This is a genomic window from Methylobacterium sp. M6A4_1b (genome assembly GCF_053345175.1).
This window is the reverse complement of record NZ_JBKEZQ010000016.1, coordinates 50,970-68,739: the sequence shown is the minus strand read 5'-3', so window position 1 is coordinate 68,739 and position 17,770 is coordinate 50,970. Positions and strand designations below refer to the sequence as shown.

11 protein-coding genes are annotated in these 17,770 nt (G+C 69.2%); 4 read left to right on the top strand and 7 right to left on the bottom strand.

Annotation, left to right across the window (positions count from 1 at the left end; all coding sequences use genetic code 11):
• The first annotated feature begins 21 nt into the window (after positions 1–21).
• From ACLBWX_RS16010 to ACLBWX_RS16000, 3 genes are all read left to right on the top strand, one after another.
• Positions 22–1,926, top strand: a complete 1,905-nt coding sequence (locus tag ACLBWX_RS16010; protein WP_447678012.1) for a glycoside hydrolase family 15 protein — start codon at positions 22–24, stop codon at positions 1,924–1,926.
• 51 nt (positions 1,927–1,977) lie between these two features.
• A complete protein-coding gene (gene tkt / locus ACLBWX_RS16005; RefSeq protein WP_447678011.1) occupies positions 1,978–4,053 on the top strand; it encodes a transketolase in 2,076 nt (691 codons plus the stop codon).
• 108 nt (positions 4,054–4,161) lie between these two features.
• On the top strand, positions 4,162–6,984 hold the full coding sequence (locus ACLBWX_RS16000; protein WP_447678010.1) for a bifunctional transaldolase/phosoglucose isomerase: 2,823 nt from the start codon (positions 4,162–4,164) through the stop codon (positions 6,982–6,984).
• Positions 6,985–7,122: 138 nt separating this feature from the next.
• Here the strand turns inward: ACLBWX_RS16000 and ACLBWX_RS15995 are convergent, their stop codons facing one another.
• On the bottom strand, positions 7,123–8,568 hold the full coding sequence (locus ACLBWX_RS15995; RefSeq protein ID WP_447678009.1) for a PAS domain S-box protein: 1,446 nt from the start codon (positions 8,566–8,568) through the stop codon (positions 7,123–7,125).
• Between the two features lie 203 nt (positions 8,569–8,771).
• Here ACLBWX_RS15995 and ACLBWX_RS15990 point away from each other — a divergent pair, with 203 nt between their 5' ends.
• A complete protein-coding gene (locus ACLBWX_RS15990; RefSeq protein WP_447678008.1) occupies positions 8,772–10,217 on the top strand; it encodes an acetamidase/formamidase family protein in 1,446 nt (481 codons plus the stop codon).
• 19 nt (positions 10,218–10,236) lie between these two features.
• On the opposite strand, the gene ACLBWX_RS15985 is transcribed toward ACLBWX_RS15990, so the two are convergent.
• The 6 genes from ACLBWX_RS15985 to ACLBWX_RS15960 form a co-directional block, all read right to left on the bottom strand.
• Positions 10,237–10,986 (bottom strand): class I SAM-dependent methyltransferase, encoded by a 750-nt coding sequence (locus tag ACLBWX_RS15985; RefSeq protein WP_447678007.1) that lies wholly within the window; start codon positions 10,984–10,986, stop codon positions 10,237–10,239.
• 226 nt (positions 10,987–11,212) lie between these two features.
• A complete protein-coding gene (locus tag ACLBWX_RS15980) occupies positions 11,213–11,536 on the bottom strand; it encodes a hypothetical protein (RefSeq protein ID WP_447678006.1) in 324 nt (107 codons plus the stop codon).
• A 51-nt stretch (positions 11,537–11,587) separates the two neighbouring features.
• A complete protein-coding gene (gene ppx / locus ACLBWX_RS15975) occupies positions 11,588–13,135 on the bottom strand; it encodes an exopolyphosphatase (RefSeq protein WP_447678005.1) in 1,548 nt (515 codons plus the stop codon).
• 22 nt (positions 13,136–13,157) lie between these two features.
• On the bottom strand, positions 13,158–15,635 hold the full coding sequence (locus ACLBWX_RS15970) for an RNA degradosome polyphosphate kinase (protein ID WP_447678035.1): 2,478 nt from the start codon (positions 15,633–15,635) through the stop codon (positions 13,158–13,160).
• Between the two features lie 118 nt (positions 15,636–15,753).
• A complete protein-coding gene (locus ACLBWX_RS15965; protein WP_447678004.1) occupies positions 15,754–16,533 on the bottom strand; it encodes a hypothetical protein in 780 nt (259 codons plus the stop codon).
• Positions 16,534–17,625 (bottom strand): AI-2E family transporter, encoded by a 1,092-nt coding sequence (locus ACLBWX_RS15960; RefSeq protein ID WP_447678003.1) that lies wholly within the window; start codon positions 17,623–17,625, stop codon positions 16,534–16,536.
• Positions 17,626–17,770 lie beyond the last annotated feature (145 nt).

The following is a 17,770-nucleotide window of genomic DNA, read 5'->3' as shown; positions in this document are numbered from 1 at the left end:
TGCGCGGACACGAGGACCTGGATGGCCGGACGGATCGAGGATTATGCGCTGGTCGGCGATGGCCGGACCGCTGCGCTGATCGCCCGCGACGGCAGTGTCGACTGGCTCTGCTGGCCCCGCTTCGACTCAGCCGCCTGCTTCGCCGCCCTCCTCGGCACCGAGGAACACGGCTCCTGGAAGCTCGGCCCCGTCGAGGAAGCCACCACCACGCGTCAGTACCGCGAGGGCAGCCTGGTTCTGGAGACCCGGCACGAGACCGCTGGCGGCAGCGTGCGGGTGACCGACTACATGCCCGCGAACGACGGCGCGCATCTCGTGCGGATCATCGAGGGACTCGAGGGCACCGTGCCCATGCGGATGCGGCTGCGCGTGCGCTTCGATTACGGGCTGGCGGTCCCGTGGGTCTCGCACAACGAACTCGGCGACCTGCGCGCGATCTCGGGGCCGCACAAGGTGGTGCTGCGCACCCTGGTGCCCACCCACGGGGAGGATCAGACAACCGTCTCGGAGTTCACGGTCGAGGCGGGCCAGAGCATGGCCTTCACCCTGAGCTATGGCGCCTCCCATGAGGACGACCCGGCGCCGATTCAGCCGCGCAAGGTGCTGTCCGAAACCGACCGGTACTGGCGCGACTGGTCGGGCCGGGCAGCCTCGGGCACGCCCTGGGACGCGATCCTGAAGCGCTCGCTGCTCACCCTGAAGGCGCTGATCTACCAGCCCACCGGCGGCATCGTGGCCGCACCCACCACCTCCCTGCCGGAGGATCTCGGTGGCGTGCGCAACTGGGATTACCGGTTCTGCTGGCTGCGCGATTCCACGTTCACCCTCATCGCCCTGATGGATGGCGGCTACATCGACGAGGCCCGCGCCTGGCGTGACTGGCTGGTGCGCGCGGTGGCCGGCAACCCGGAGCAGGCCCACATCCTCTACGGCATCGCCGGCGAGCGCATGCTGCCCGAGATCGAGCTCGACTGGCTGCCCGGCTATGAGAACTCGAAGCCCGTGCGCATCGGCAACGCGGCGGTGGAGCAGTTCCAGCTCGACGTCTACGGCGAGATCTTCGACGCCCTCTACCAGGCCCGCCAGCGCGGCCTGCTCGGCGATCCCGATGGCTGGCGGGTCGGCGAGGCCTTGCTGCGCCACCTGGAGAAGGTCTGGTGCACGCCGGACGAGGGCATCTGGGAGGTGCGCGGCGGGCGCCGGCACTTCGTGCATTCGAAGGTCATGGCCTGGGTCGCCTTCGACCGCGCCATCCGCTCCTTCGAGGAAGCGGAGGGCCACGAGCAGGACGCGATCCGCGTCACGGGCGTCAACCACCGCCCGAGCCGCGCCCGCGACGTGCCGGTGGCGCGCTGGCGCGAGATCCGCGACCAGATTCACGCCGAGGTCTGCGCCAAGGGCTTCGACCCGGAGCTGAACAGCTTCGTGCAGTCCTACGGTTCGAAGCGCCTCGATGCGAGCCTGCTGCTCATTGCCCATATGGGATTTCTGCCCCAGGACGATCCCCGGGTGGTCGGCACGGTGGAGGCCATCGGGCGGACCCTGATGCGGGACGGCTTCGTGCTGCGCTACGACACCGAGAACCAGACGACCGACGGGCTGCCCGGCGACGAGGGCGCGTTCCTGCCCTGCTCGTTCTGGTACGCCGACAACCTCATCGGCCTCGGGCGCTGCGAGGAGGCACGTGCGCTGATCGAGAGGCTGATCGGCGTCTGCAACGATGTCGGATTGGTGTCGGAGGAGTATGATGTGAAGGCCCGGCGCCTGGTGGGAAACTTTCCGCAAGCCTTCAGCCACGTCACGCTGGTGAACACCATTCTCAACTACAGCCGGGCCAAGGGTCCGGCCAAGGAGCGGAGCAGCGGCTCCGCGGATGCCGGATCCCCGGGTGCGGCCATGCCCGCCCTCCAACGGCGCGACGCCTGAGCGTTCCGGACGCCCACGGCGAACAAGCCCAGAGATGAAGGACGACGAGCAATGAGCGGAGCAGACACCAAGCCGAACGCGGCCCTGAGCGAGATCGACAAGCTCAGCATCGACACGCTCCGGACGCTCGCCATCGACGCGGTGCAGAAGGCCAATTCCGGCCATGCCGGCGCCCCGATGGCGCTGGCGCCGGTGGCCTACACCCTGTGGAACCGCTACCTGCGTTACGACCCGGCGCACCCGCACTGGCCGAACCGCGACCGCTTCGTGCTCTCGGCCGGCCATGCCTCGATGTTGCTCTACGGGCTGATCCACCTCGCCGGCGTCACCGAGAAGGACGGCGGCAACGCACCCGCTCTGACCCTCGACGACCTCAAGAACTTCCGCCAGCTCGACAGCCGGACCCCGGGCCACCCCGAGTACCACTTCACCACCGGCGTCGAGACCACCACCGGCCCCCTCGGCCAGGGCGTGGCGAACTCCGTCGGCATGGCGATGGGCGGCCGCTTCCTCGGCGAGCGTCTCAACCGGCCCGACCTGCCGCTGTTCGACTACAACGTCTACGCCATTTGCTCGGACGGCGACCTGATGGAGGGCGTCGCCTCGGAGGCCGCCTCCATCGCCGGGCACCTGCGCCTGTCGAACCTGTGCTGGATCTACGACAACAACACCATCACGATCGAGGGCCACACCGAGTTGGCCTTCTCGGAAGAGGTCGCGGCACGCTTCCTGGCCTACGGTTGGCAGGTGCTGCGGGTGGCCGACGCCAACGACGTCCACGCGGTCTCCTCGGCCATCGAGACCTTCCTCCAGTCCAGCGACCGCCCCACCCTCGTCATCGTCAACTCGATCATCGGCTTCGGCGCGCCGAAGAAACAGAACACTCCCAAGGCGCATTCGGACGCGCTGGGCGAGGAGGAGGCCAGGGGCGCCAAGCGCGCCTATGGCTGGCCCGAGGACGCGCAGTTCCTGGTCCCGGACGGCGTCTACGAGAATTTCCGGAACGGCATCGGCAAGCGCGGCGCCGAACTCTTCGCGACCTGGGAGGGCTTCTTCAACGAGGCCAAGGCGGCGGACGCGGAACATGCGGAGGAACTCTCCGCCTATCTCGAAGGCCGCCTGCCGGAAGGCTGGGACAGGGACATCCCGGTCTTCGCGGCGGACGCCAAGGGCCTCGCCACCCGTGAATCCTCCGGCAAGGTGCTCAACGCCATCGCGCAGCACGTACCGTTCATGCTCGGCGGCTCGGCGGATCTGGCGCCGTCGAACAAGACCAAGCTCGAATTCGAGGGCGCCGGCACCCTGTCGCCCTTCGAGCCGGGCGGCCGCAACATCCATTTCGGCGTGCGCGAACACGCGATGGGCTCCATCGTGAACGGCCTCGGCCTCGTGGGCCTGCGCGCCTACGGCGCCACCTTCCTGGTGTTCGCCGATTACATGCGCCCGCCGATCCGCCTGGCGGCGCTGATGGAGGTGCCGATCTTCCACGTCTTCACGCACGATTCGATCGGCGTCGGCGAGGACGGCCCGACCCACCAGCCGGTGGAGCAGCTTCTCACCTTACGGGCGATCCCCGGCCTCGTCACCCTGCGCCCGGCCGACGCCAACGAGGTCGCGGAATCCTACCGGGTCATCCTGGGCCTGAAGGACCAGCCGGCGGTGCTGGCGCTCTCCCGCCAGCCCCTGCCGACCCTTGACCGTGCGAAGTACGCCCCTGCGTCCGGCACGGCACGCGGCGCCTACGTGCTCGCCGATTGCGAGGGCACGCCGGAGGTGATCCTCATCGGCACGGGCTCAGAGGTCCAGCTCTGCGTCTCGGCCTACGAGGCCCTGAAGGCGGAGGGCGTGAAGGCCCGCGTCGTCTCCATGCCGTCCTGGGACCTGTTCGAGCGCCAGGACGAGGCCTACCGCAACAGCGTCCTCATCCCGGAGGTGCTGGCCCGCGTCGCCGTCGAGCAGGGCTCGGTCATCGGCTGGGACCGCTACGCGGGCTCGGCCGGCTCGATCATCGGCATGAGCACCTTCGGCTCCTCGGCCCCGATCAAGGACCTGCAGACGAAGTTCGGCTTCACCCCCGAGAAGGTGCTTGCAGCCGCCCGCGACCAGATCGCCCGGCACAAAAACTAGGGCTGCACGAACGTGGCCTTCTCTCCCTTCGTGGGGAGAGGGCACAACCGGTGATATCTGTCGGCGACGCGGCTCCAGGCCCGGCGCCCGGACGACGAGGAGTTTTCCATGAACCCGCTCAAGGCTCTCTTCCCCGAACAGGGTCAGGCCGTGTGGCTCGATTTCGTCGCCCGGGGTTTCGTCGCGCAAGGCAAGCTCAAGGCTCTGGTGGACGAGGACGGCCTGCGCGGCGTCACCTCGAACCCCTCGATCTTTGAGAAGGCCATCGGCGGCTCCTCGGAATACGACGATGCCCTGAAATCCGTCATGGACGAGGGTGATGCCCGCGTCATCGACCTCTACGAGGGCTGCGCGGTGGCCGACATCCAGGCCGCCGCCGATGTGCTGCGCCCGGTCTATGACGGATCCGACGGCGCCGACGGCTACGTCAGCCTGGAAGTCTCGCCCTACCTCGCCCTCGACACCGAGGAGACCCTCGCGGAGGCCCGTCGCCTCCACAGGATGGTGGCCCGCGACAACCTGATGGTGAAGGTGCCGGCCACGCGCGAGGGCATCCCGGCGATCCAGGCCCTGACCGCCGACGGCATCAGCATCAACGTCACGCTGCTGTTCTCGGTGGACACCTACGAGGCGGTCGCCCGTGCCTTCATCGCCGGGCTCGAGGTCTTCGCGGCCAAGGGCGGCGACGTCTCGAAGGTCGCCAGCGTGGCGAGCTTCTTCATCAGCCGCATCGACGTGGCCGTCGACAAGGCCCTGGACGAGGCCGGCGGCTTCGACGACCTCAAGGGCAAGGTCGCCATCGCCAACGCCAAGCTCGCCTACCAGCGCTTCCTGGCGATCCATGCCGAGCCGCAATGGCAGGCGCTCGCGCAGAAGGGGGCCAAGGCGCAGCGCCTGCTCTGGGCCTCCACGGGCGTCAAGAACAAGGCCTATTCAGACGTGCTCTACGTCGAGGAACTGATCGGCCCCGACACCGTCAACACCATGCCGCCGGGCACCATGGACGCCTTTCGCGATCACGGCACGCTGCGCGCCGCCATCGAGGACGATGTGGCAGGCGCGGAGGCCGTGATGAAGCGGCTGGCCGAGGCCGGCATCGACATCGCCAAGGTCGGCGACACCCTGGTCGACGAGGGCGTGCAGCTCTTCATCGATGCCGCCGACAAGCTCCTCGGCGCGGTGGCAGCCAAGCGCATCGACCTCCTCGGTCCCAAGCTCGACGCACAGACCTTGGTGCTCGGGGAGACGCTCGGCGCCGCCGCCAAGAAGGCGGTCGAGGAGTGGCGTGCGTCCGGCAGGATCCGTCGGCTTTGGGCGCACGACAAGACCGTCTGGAGCGGAGCCGACGAGGATCGCTGGCTCGGCTGGCTGCGCATCGTCGAGGACGAACGGGAGCGCGTCGCCGAGTACGAGACCTTCTCCGAGGAGGTGCGGGCGGGCGGCTTCTCCGACCTCGTCGTGCTGGGCATGGGGGGCTCGAGTCTCGGCCCGGAGGTGCTCGCCGAGACCTACGGCGGCCGCGAGGGTTTTCCGACCCTGCGCATCCTCGATTCCACCGATCCGGATCAGGTCCGCGAGACGGAAGCCGCGATCCAACTGCCCACCACGCTGTTCATCGTGGCGAGCAAGTCGGGCTCGACCCTCGAGCCCAACGTCTTCCGCGACTACTTCCTCGGCCGGATGAAGGAGACGGTCGGCGCCGAGAAGGCCGGCGCGCACTTCGTCGCCGTCACCGATCCGGGCTCGGCCATGGAAAAGGCCGCGAAGTCCGACGGCTTCCGAAAGATCTTCTACGGGGTGCCGCAGATCGGCGGGCGCTACTCCGTGCTGTCGGCGTTCGGCCTGGTGCCGGCGGCGGCCTCGGGCATCGACGTGAGGACCTTTCTAGACACGGCCCGGACCATGGTCCGCTCCTGCGGCCCGGCCGTGCCGCCGGCGCAGAACCCGGGCGTCCTCCTCGGCACCGCTCTGGGCGCCGCAGCGCTCAGCGCCGGCCGCGACAAGGTCACGATCATCGCTTCGCCGGGCATCGACACCTTCGGCGCCTGGGCCGAGCAGCTCATCGCCGAATCCACCGGCAAGGCGGGCAAGGGCCTGATCCCCATCGACGGTGAGCCTGTCGACGTGCCCGCCGTCTACGGCCGTGACCGCTTCTTCGTCTATCTGCGCCTCGACGGACGCGCCGATCCCCACCAGGACGAGGCGTTGCGCAATCTCGAGCGCGAGGGCCATCCGGTGGCGCACATCACGCTCGCCAACGAGGAGCAGCTGCCGCAGGAATTCTTCCGCTTCGAGATCGCCACGGCGGTGGCGGGCGCGATGCTCGGCATCAACCCCTTCGACCAGCCCGACGTCGAGGCGAGCAAGATCGAGACGAAGAAGCTGTTCGACGCGGCCGAGAAGAGCGGCGCCCTGCCAGCCGAGACGCCGATCTTCGCCGACGAGACGATCGCCCTCTATGCGGATGCGGGCAATGCCGGCGCCCTGCCCCAGGCCGCGGAAGGACTGGAGGCGGCCATCGCCGCCCACCTCGCGCGGGCGAAGGACGGCGACTACGTCGCGCTGCTGGCCTACGTGGCGCGCAATCCGAGCCATCACGCGATCCTGCAGGAGGCCCGGGTGGCTCTGCGCGACAAGCGCCGCCTCGCGACCTGCCTCGAATTCGGGCCGCGCTTCCTGCACTCCACCGGGCAGGCCTACAAGGGCGGCCCCGATACCGGCGTGTTCCTGCAGATCACCGCCGACCCCTCGGCCGATCTCGCGATCCCCGGCCGCAGCCTCGGCTTCGGCACGGTGGTGGCGGCCCAGGCCCGGGGCGACTTCGCGGTCCTGGCCGAGCGCAGGCGGCGAGCTCTGCGCGTCCACATCAAGGGCGGCGGTGTCGAAGCCGGCCTGAAGCGCATCGCCGCTGCGATCCGGTCGGCGCCGTAGCGGCGGTCGCCGGGCACCTCCGGCGAAGATCCCTGAACGCCGCCCGTTCCTGGCAGGAAACGGGCGGGGCCGCTCGTTGGCAGGCGATCCGAGACCCTCGCGAGCGGGGGTGGCGGCCGGCAGGTGCGAGGCCCGGGCCTACGACGCGAAGCCGTTGTCCCGGCCCCAGATGATCGCCTCGCCGCGGCGGTGAATGCCGAGCTTGCGATAGAGCGCGGCGGTGTGGTTGCGTACGGTGTTGGGCGTCAGGCTCAGGCGCTTGGCGATGGCGCCATCGCCGAGACCCTGGCAGATCAGGCGCAGTACCTCGCCCTCGCGACGGGTGAGATCGGGCCTCACCGGCGCGGGCTCCGACGAACGCGGCTGGCGCAGACTGCCGAGCTTCTCGATCAGGCCGCGGCTGAACCACGAGGTGTCGGCCATCACGGTTTCGATCGCATCGAACAGTTCGCGCTCGGAGCGCTTGCGGTCGCTGATGTCCTGCAGCACCGCGAGGAGGCAAGCCTCGTCACCGATGGTGACGCTCTCGGCCGAGACGAGGCAGTCGAGCTCGGCTCCGTCGCGGCTGCGCAGGCAGGCCTCGAATCCGAGGACGCTCCCCTGCGCGGAAAGGTCGGCCCGGAAGCGTTCGCGCTGGGCGTTGTCGGCCCAAAGGCCGATCGCGTCGAGTTCCTGCCCGACGACGGCGTCCTCGTCGTGGCCGAAGGTTCGGCTGAAGGCCTGATTGATCCCGATCACCGCGAGGCCGCCGGCCCGGCATAGCAGCGTCGGCACGGGCGTGAGGCGGAACGCCTTGGCGAAGCGCTCCTCACTGTGGCGCAGGGCCGTCTCCGCTTTCTTGCGCAGTTCGAGATCCGCGAAGGTGAAGAGCATGCAGGGCTCGTCGCCCATGTCGATGGGCTGGCCCGCCACGATGACGAACCGGGTGCCGCCGTCCGGCAGGCGCAGGCAGGCCTCCATCTGCGGGATCGTCTCGCCGGCATTGAGGCGGGCGATCGCGAGGTCCCGGCTGCGCGCTTCGTTCAGCACGTCGATCTCGTAGACGCTGCGTCCGATGACGTCGGCGCTGCGGTAGCCCGTCATCTCCAGGAAGCCGAGATTGACCTTAACGTGACGCAGGTCCGACAGGCGGCAGATCACGGCCGGGGCCGGGTTGGCGCTGAAGGTCTTCTCGAAGCGCTCCTCGGCTTCGAATTGTGACGTCACGTCGGCCAGGATCAGCACGAGGCAATCGGGTACGCCCGCCGCGTCGGTGATGACGAGGCTTCGGATCCGCTGCATCGCGTTGAAATCAGGTCGGTCCGCTCGCCGGACGTTGACGATGACCTCGTCGAAGGTCTCGCCAGCCAGCACCCGCTCGATCGGAGTGCGGGTGATGACGTGATTGTTGCGGTAACGCAGCACGAAGGTGTCGCGGAACGCCGAGACGGTTCCACCGAGTTCGGCGAGGTCGGCCGCCCCGTGCATCTCCAAGGCCGCCGCATTGGCCCAGGTGATGCGCTGATCGGGCTCGATGAGGATCACGCCCTCGGTGAGGCCGGCGATGATCTGGTGCAGCTGGGAACGGTCGACGCCCGTCGTCAAAGGTCTTGGCATCCTGTGTACAGAAGCGGCGCGTTCACCGGAGAGGACGCCCGGGTGCGACGGCGCTCCTCATGCGGACCGGACCGGCCGCTGGGGAACAAACGCTGGAGCGTCCGACTCGTTGCCGAAATGCCCTGGCAAGGGAAGCGTGGCCGCCGCTTTGCATGCAATATTCCTGCGGGATGGGACCACAGGAGAGCGCGATGTGCCAGGGTGACGATCCGAGTTGCGGCCACTTCGCCGAGCATCGCCGCCGCTTCCTCGGGGATCTCGCGCCGGAGCGGCGCGCCTTCCTGAAGAGCGGCTTCGTCGCCTCGGGCGGGGCGGCGGCCCTGATGGCCGGCGGCCTCACTCTGCCGGGACCCGCCCTCGCCGAGGCGAGCGCGAAGCGCAGCCTGAAGCAGACGACGCATTATCATCTCCCGGCCACGGCGGAGACGGTGCATTGGGGGTATTTCAGCCGCAGCCTCAAGCCGCAGGTCGAGATCGAGTCCGGCGACTACGTCACCATCGAGACCCTGACCCATCACGCCAACGACGATGCCGAGCGCATGGTCACGGGTGATCCGGGCGCGGAGAGCGTCTTCCTCTGGACGAAGGACAAGAAGGGCGTCACCCGGCGCGGGGCTGGGCCGGAGGACGCCAAGTTCGGACCGGGCGGCGGCCTCGGCGTGCATATCTGCACCGGTCCGGTGGCGATCCGGGGGGCGGAGCCCGGCGACGTGCTGGAGGTTCGCATCCTCGACGTGGCGCCCCGTCCCTGCGCCAACCCGGCCTTCAAGGGCCGCACCTTCGGCAGCAACGCCGCCGCGAACTGGGGCTACCACTACAAGGACATGATCACGGGCGACCGCCCGCGCGAGGTGGTGACGATCTACGAGGTCGACGCCACGGGCGCCCGCGACTGGGCGCAGGCAGTCTACAGCTTCCGCTGGCCCGGCGTCACCGACCCGAACGGCGTCGCCCACCCGACCATCGACTATCCGGGCCTGCCGGTGGACCACGCCGGGACGCAGCGCAACTTCGACGTGCTCAAGGGCTTTCGGGTGCCGATCCGTCCGCATTTCGGCACGATGGGCCTGGCGCCGAAGGAAGCCGAGATGGTGAACTCGATTCCTCCAAGTTACACCGGCGGCAACATCGACAACTGGCGCATCGGAAAGGGCGCCACCCTCTACTACCCCGTGGCCGTCCCGGGTGCCCTGTTCTCGGTGGGCGACCCCCATGCGAGCCAGGGCGATTCCGAGCTCTGCGGCACCGCCATCGAGTGCTCCCTCACCGGCACCTTCCAGTTCATCCTGCACAAGAAGGCGGATCTCCCCGGCACCGCCCTGGAGACCCTCGATTTTCCGATGATCGAGACATCCGACGACTGGGTGCTCTCGGGCTTCAGCTACCCGAACTACCTCGCCGATCTCGGCCCCGACGCACAGAACGCGATCTTCGCGAAATCTTCCGTCGACCTCGCCATGCGCGACGCCTTCCGCAAGATGCGTCGGTTCCTCATGCAGGGGCACGGCCTGACCGAAGACGAGGCGATCTCCCTGATGTCCATCGCGGTGGATTTCGGCATCACCCAGGTGGTCGACGGAAACTGGGGCGTTCACGCCATCGTCAAGAAGTCGATCTTCCCGATGCGGACGACCTGATCCGCGGGCTTCGACCCGGTCAGAGGCGACCGGTGCGCAGCGACAAGGGCCAGCGGATGGCCCTTTGCGCGTCGGGGGTGCCCCAGGCCGACACGAGAGCATCCTGGAACGCAGCGATCGGCGCGCGGCCGACGGCCGTCTCCATGGCCCGGACCGCCGACCAGGTCTCCGTGTAGCCGATGAGATCCGGCAGTCTCCAGGACAAGGCGATCGCGAGATCCGGCATCCCGATTTCCGGAAACGGGAACGGAAGCGCGCGATACCCATCCTCGACATGGCGGCGCTCCGGCGGCCAGTAAGGTCCGAGGGTCCGGCCGTAGAAATGCTGCATCACGGCGTCGACCGCCGGGTCGTCCACATGCAGCACGCCGTAGGTGACCAGGGCCAGGATCCCACCAGGGCGCGCGATCCGCCGGACTTCGGCGTAGAATGCCGGGAGTTCGAGCCAGTGCGCGGCCTGGGCGACGGTGACGAGGTCGACGCCGGTCTCCGGCAGGCCGCTCCGCTTGGCGGGTGCCGTGCCGTAGCGGACGCGGGCATGCGGCGTTGCATGAGCGATCTGCTCTGCGCTGGCATCGGTGGCGACGACCGCCTCGAAACGGCCGGCGAGCAGGACCGAGAGTTGCCCCGTGCCGCAGGCGCAATCGAGCGCGAGGGACTGCCCCGGCGCGGCGTCTGCGAGGGCGTCGACCAGGGCTCGCGGATAGGTCGGCCGGTATGCAGCATATCCGGCCGATTGGGCCGAGAAATGATCCTCGAAGATCATCATCGCCGGTGAGGCTCCTGCGCTGGAGCCCGCATCCGCCGACAACCCTGGTTGGCGACCGCTGCGTTTCGACTGGCGCCCACGCTTCGCGACGCTTCGAGGATCGAGTGGGACTCGGCCCGAGGGACTCGCGATACCCGGTACGCTCGACGGCCGGGGACAATCCCCCGGACATCGGGCCTTCGAAGCGCGGACCGTCCCAGCAAGGCTCGGGCTTCGAGCGTGCGCCTCAGCAGCTCAGACGGCGGCCTTCGCGACGGCCGAAGACCCGGTAATGCGCCGCGCCCGACTCCATCTGGCCCCGACTGACCGCCCGGCGCACGTCGGGATTGCAGCGCAGGTACTCGCCCTCGTCGAAACCGTAGTCCCGCCGGCCACGACCGCGGTCCCGAAAATCGCCGTCACGGTCGCGGTACCCGTCGTCCCGTCCCCGATAGCCCTCGTCGCGGCCCCGATAGCCGTCGTCGTAGCCGCGATAGGGCTGGGCCAGGACCGGGCTCATCGAGCCGAGGACCGCCAGCCCAAGAACCGCTGCTGCACAAAGTGACTTCATCTCGAGTTTCTCCTTACCGGCCGCGAAAAACGGTTCCGCCCGCGTTTTGGTTCAATCGGCCTCGACGATCCGGCCCTCGAGGCCGAGCAGGCGGCCGAGGCCGCGCACCCGGTTGAGGATACGGTCACCAGGCAGGGCGCCCTGGTCGGCCGGAAGGGTCAGCGTCACCCGGCCTCCCTCCACCGTGACGGGAATGCGTCCGAGGGCGCCTGCCATTCCGGCCGAAAGCGGAAAGGCGAGGCGCAACAGGGCGCCGAGCAGGCGCGCGCGCTCGAACAGGCGGGGCCCCGCGAGATTGCGCAGCATCGGGCTCGCCTTCTCCGGCGCGATGCCCTCGTGGCGGAAATAGATGGCCAGCGCGAGATAGGCCCGGCCCGGGTGATCGATGCCGACGAAAGCCGCGTGGGTGATGACGTTGACGCTCTGCTCGCCCCGATAGTCGGGATGGGCCCGCCAGCCGATGTCGGAGAGGAGGCAGGCGGCATGGCGTAGACGGCGCTCGTCGGCGGTCTCGGGCTGGTCGAGGCTGGCGATGAAGCGGTCGCTCCAGGCGATGAGGTCCCCGGCATGGCCCGGCGAGCGGGCGCGGAGGGCATTGAGCTCGGCCGCCGCCGCCAGGAGCGGATCGGCGAGGCGGGCGTCGCGGTCGAGCTGCTCGTAGAGCAGGCCCTCGCGCACGCCGCTGGCCGAAATCGCGAGCTCCCGCGGGCGCCCGATCCGGATGATCTCCTCCAGCACCACCGCGCCGTAGGCCAGCAGCGGGCGGCGCGCCTCCGAGACGCTCTCGACATCCTGCAGCAGGGCTGCGTCGGTGCGCTCCACCACTTCGAGGAAGTTGAGCTCGTCCGAGGGCTCGACGCTATAGCCGTGCATGACGTGGAGCGGATAGCCCCGGGCCGACTGGTGCAGCCGCGCGAGGGCCCGCCAGGTCCCGCCGACGGCGTAGAAGCTGCGCCCGCGCAGGGTCTCCAGCTGCGGCGCGGCCTTCTTCAGGTTCTCACGGACGATCTTGAGGGCCTTCTTGACGGAGCCACCCGAGAGATCCTGGAGGGCGAGGCCGCCGAGGGGCATCGTCACGCCCATCCCGACGGTGGCACCGCGCACGTCCACGAGCTCGAGGGAGCCTCCGCCGAGATCGCCGACGACCCCATCGGGCGCGTGGAAGCCGGAGATGACCCCCAGCGCCGACAGTTCTGCCTCGCGCCGTCCGGAGAGCAGCTCGATGCGCTGGCCGCAGGCGGCTTCCGCGGCCGCCAGGAATTCCTGGCCGTTCTGGGCGTCGCGCGCGGCGGCGGTCGCCAAGACGAAGGTCCGTGAGACCCGCATGGTGTCGCAGAGCACCCGGAAGCGCGCGAGTGCGACGAGGGCGCGGCGGACCGCCTCCTCGTTGAGGCGCCCCGTGGAGAGCACGTTGCGGCCGAGGCCGCACAGCACCTTCTCGTTATAGAGCGGTGTGGGGGCCCGGGTCAGGCCGTCATAGGCGACGAGTCGTACCGAGTTCGAGCCGATATCGATGATCGCCACCGGCTCGATGTGGTCCCCGGCCCCGTGCGAGGCGGTTGCCTGGACGGGCGTGAGGCGGGCTGGGTCGAGGCCCATGCGGGCTCCTCTGGACGGTCCGTCAGCCACGCTGCGCGCGTCGGCTCAGGGCGCGCGGGCTGGACTTCTTCGACGACTTGCCGCGCCCGGACAGGCTCGGGTTCGTCATGAAATACTTGTGCGCGTTGAACGGCTCTTCCCCCTCTGCGGGCTGGATTCGTTCGCTGGCACCCGACGCCAGTACACGCCAGCTCTGTCGGTTGTCGAGGAGGTTGGCGAGCATGATCTGGTCCAGCACCTGCTGATGCACCGTCGGATTGGTGATCGGGAGGAGCGCCTCGACGCGGCGGTCGAGATTCCGGCTCATCAGGTCGGCGGACGAGATGTAGACCACCGCCTTGGGATGGGGCAGCCCGACGCCGTTGCCGAAGCAGTAGATGCGTCCGTGCTCCAGGAAGCGCCCGACGATCGACTTGACCCGGATCGTCTCCGACAGCCCCGGGATTCCCGGCCGGAGGCAGCAGATTCCGCGGACCACGCAGTCGATCTGCACACCCGCCTGGGAGGCGTCGTAGAGCGCATCGATGATCTGTTGGTCGACCAGCGAGTTGCATTTGATCCAGATCGCGGCCGGCCGGCCGGCCTTCGCGTGGGCCACCTCCGCCTCGATGTTCTCGAGGAGGCGCGGCTTCAGGGTCAGCGGCGAGACCGACATCCGCTCCAGCTCGGCCGGTTCCGCATAGCCGGTGATGAAGTTGAACATCCGACTGACGTCCCGCGCCACCGCCGGATCGGCGGTGAAGAAGGAGAGGTCGGTGTAGATGCGCGCGGTGATCGGGTGGTAGTTGCCGGTCCCGACGTGACAGTAGGTGACGAGGCGGTCGCCCTCGCGGCGCACCACCATCGACAGCTTGGCGTGGGTTTTCAGCTCGATGAAGCCGAACACCACCTGCGCGCCGGCCTTCTCCAGGTTGCGCGCCCAGCGGATGTTGGCCTCCTCGTCGAAGCGGGCCTTCAGCTCGACCAGCGCCGTCACCGACTTGCCGAGTTCGGCGGCTTCCGCGAGTGCGGCGACGATCGGCGAGTTCGAGGAGGTGCGGTAGAGCGTCTGCTTGATCGCCACCACGTTGGGATCGCGGGCGGCCTGGGCGAGGAACTGCACCACGGCGTCGAAGGATTCATAGGGGTGGTGGACGATGAAGTCCTTCTGCCGGATCGCGGCGAAGACGTCGCCGCCGCTCTCGCGGATGCGCTCTGGGAAGCGCGGGTTGTAGGACTTGAACTTCAGGTCCGGCCGGTCGATGCCGACGATCTGCGACAGCTCGTTGAGGGCGAGCATGCCCTCCACGAAGATCACCGCATCGCTGCCGATCTCGAGCTCGTCGGCCACGAAGGCGCGCAGATCCTCTGGCATTCCGGCCTCGACCTCCAGCCGGATGACGACGCCGCGGCGGCGCTGCTTCAGGGCCGTCTCGAAATGCAGGACGAGGTCCTCGGCCTCCTCCTCGATCTCCAGGTCGGAATCGCGGATGACGCGGAACGCGCCCTGTCCGCGCACGGTGTAACCGGGGAAGAGCCGGCCGGTGAACAGCACGATGACCTGTTCGATGGCGATGAAGCGGGCGGTCGCATCGTTCTCGGCATCCGGCAAACGCACGAACCGGTCGAGCACCGCCGGGAGCCGGATCAGCGCGCGCAGGGTCCGGCCGTCGCGCGGACGCACCAGCATCAGCGCGATGGTGGAGCCCAGATTGGGAATGAACGGGAACGGGTGCGCCGGGTCGATGGCCAGCGGCGTCAGCACCGGCAGGACGAGGTTGAGGAAGTAGTCCTCCAGCCACGCCCTGTGCTCCTGAGTCAGACCGGCGGGCTCCAGGAGCTCGATGCCGACGCCGAGGAGTTCCCCGCGCAGCTCGCGCCAGCGCGTCTGCTGGTCGAGGGCGAGGCGCGAGACCTCGGTTCCGACGCGGGCGAGCTGCTCGGCCGGGGTCAGGCCGTCCTGCGAGGGCAGGACGAGGCCGGCGCGGACTTGATCGTGCAGGCCGGCGACGCGCACCATGAAGAATTCGTCGAGGTTGTTGGCCGAGATCGATAGGAAGCGAAGTTGCTCCAGGAGGGGATGGTTCGCGTTCGAGGCCTCCTCCAGCACCCGGCGATTGAACTGGAGCCAGGACAGTTCGCGGTTGACGAAGCGCTCGGGAGAGTGCCGCAGGGCGAGCCCCGCCTCCCGCACGGAATCGCGCGCTTCGGCGCCGGGCAGCACCTCGGCGGGCGGCGGCAGGTCTCCGGGCGGCGGCAGGTCGAGATCGGCGTCGGGCAGGGCCTCTGAGGCCGCAGCCACTGACGTCGGGGCTTCGGGGCGCGAAGATTCGGCGCGCGGAGATTCGGACGCCGGCACCCGCGCCTCCGTGGGGACCTCCTGGATCGCTTTTCCCGGCCGCGGCTTGGGAGAGCCCGAGACAGGGGGCGCGGTCCGCCGGGCGGTTGGACGGGCCGCCCGGGCGCGGCCCTCGGTGACACGCGGGGTTCCGTCATCCGCTGCGGTCGCGTCCGAGTCCATATCCGCCAAGAGTTCGTCTCCTACAGGTTGAGGGGTCGGCGTCGTAGCACGGCCCGGGTCGGTGTTTGTGACGGTTGAATGACGATCATCGGTCGCCGGACGAGCCGGCGCGCCATTCTCACGCGAGCGCTTCGTCCCCGGGCTCGGCTTGATCCTCATCCTCCGGTTCCTCGTCGTCCGGCGCTTCGACCCCGAAGCCGAGGCGCTGCAGCACCGCCAGCGCCAGGGGCTTGGTGATGCGCCGGCCCCGGCTCAGGGCATCCCGGTCCAGTGCGGTGACGACCTCTCGGGCCCGCCCGAGGGAGCGATCGATCCGCAGGGCCAGGGCCTCGACGATGGCGAGATCCACCACCAGCTGGCGGTCGACGAAGAGCTTGACGAGCACCGCGCGCAGCAGGGCGTCGTCGGGCGGAAGGATTGTGGCGCCGGGCGCGAGACGCAGGCGCGAGCGCAGGTCCGCCGTGGTCAGGCCCAAGCCTTCCACCGAGGTGGCGGAGGTGACGAGCACCGGGCAGCCGCGCTCGCGGGCGAGGTTCAGGAGGTGGAACAAGGCGGCTTCGTCGCGAGGTGCGGTTCCGTCGACTCCGGCGCGGTCGATATCCTCGATCACCAGGGCGCCGTTGGAGAGGAAGCGCGGGACGGTGGCGGCCGTGATCTCCGAGGCCTGCGCGGTCCAGGCGTGGGAGCGCGTCGCCCAGATCGAGGCGAGGTGGCTCTTGCCGCTGCCCGGCGGCCCGGTGAGCAGGCACACGGTGTCGGGCCAGTTCGGCCAGGCCTCGATGAGCGCGTAGGCGGCCTCGTTGGCGGGTCCGACGAGGAAGTCCTCGCGGCCGTAGCGTGGGTCGGCCGGCAGATCGAAGGCCAGCTGCTTCGGGGGGACGGTGTCGCGGGTGGCCATTCAGGGTTCGGGCTTGGACAGGAGCACGGGCGCGTCCGCGTGGTAGAGTGGGCTCTGGAGGTAACGCTCCAAGACGAAGCGGACGAGCACGCCGATGGAGGCCGCCACCGGGACCGCGAGCAGGAGCCCGAGGAAGCCGAACAGCGAGCCGAAGGCGAGGAGGGCGAACATCAGCCAGACCGGGTGCAGGCCGACCGACTCGCCGACCAGCTTGGGCGAGATGATGTTGCCTTCGAGGAACTGGCCGACGACGAAGACCCCGATGGTCAGCCCGATATGCAGCCAGTCGGAATCCGGCCAGAACTGGGCCAGGGCGACGCCGGCCGAGAGCAGGAACCCGGTCAGGGTCCCGACATAGGGGATGAAGGTCAGGAAGCCGGCGATCAAGCCGATGAGCACGCCGAAGTTCAAGCCGACCAGGAACAGGCCGACGGCGTAGAAGGTGCCGAGGATGAGGCAGACCAGGGTCTGGCCGCGGACGAAGCCCGTGACCGCCCCGTCGATCTCGCGTCCGAGGCGCCGCACGACCGGGCGGTGGCGCGGGGGTACCCACCGGTCGAGGGTCGCGATCATCCGGTCCCAGTCGACCAGGAGGTAGAACGCCACCACCGGCGTCACCACGAGGAGCGACGCGATGGAGATCAGGGCCTGGCTGCCCGACCACAGGGACTTGAGGAAGGCGAGGAACCAGGTGCCCCCCTGCCCGACCAGGGTCCCGACCTGCGACTGCAGGTCGGTGAGGACGTCGGCCCCGCCCACCCGCTGCAGCAGCGGCCCTGCCCGGTCCGCCAGGATGCCCTGCAGCCGCGAGACCATGCCGGGCAGGGTCGCGATCAGCGCCGAGATCTGGTTGGCGGCCAGCGGCACCGCGATGAGCAGGACCACCACGAGTCCGACCACGAACACCGCCAGGATGAGGAGCGAGGCGGCGAGTCGTCCAAGTCCGAGGCGCTCCAGCCGGTCGGCGATCGGATCGAGAAGATAGGCGAGGGCCAGGCCCGCCACGAAGGGCAGGAGCACGTCGGCGAGGAGGTAGACCAGCAGAGCGAGGCCCACGAGGGCCATCAGCCCGATCATCGCCCTGCCGCGCATCGGCCGTTCCCCGTTCACGTCGTCGTTCGCGGATCAACAGTGGGAACGGGAGGGGATGGGGTCAAGGCTGCGGGATGCATGCCGGCGCGCCTTCCCGCGCGCGCATCGGCCCCTGGGCGCCGCTCGGGGCACGAATATCCGCTCC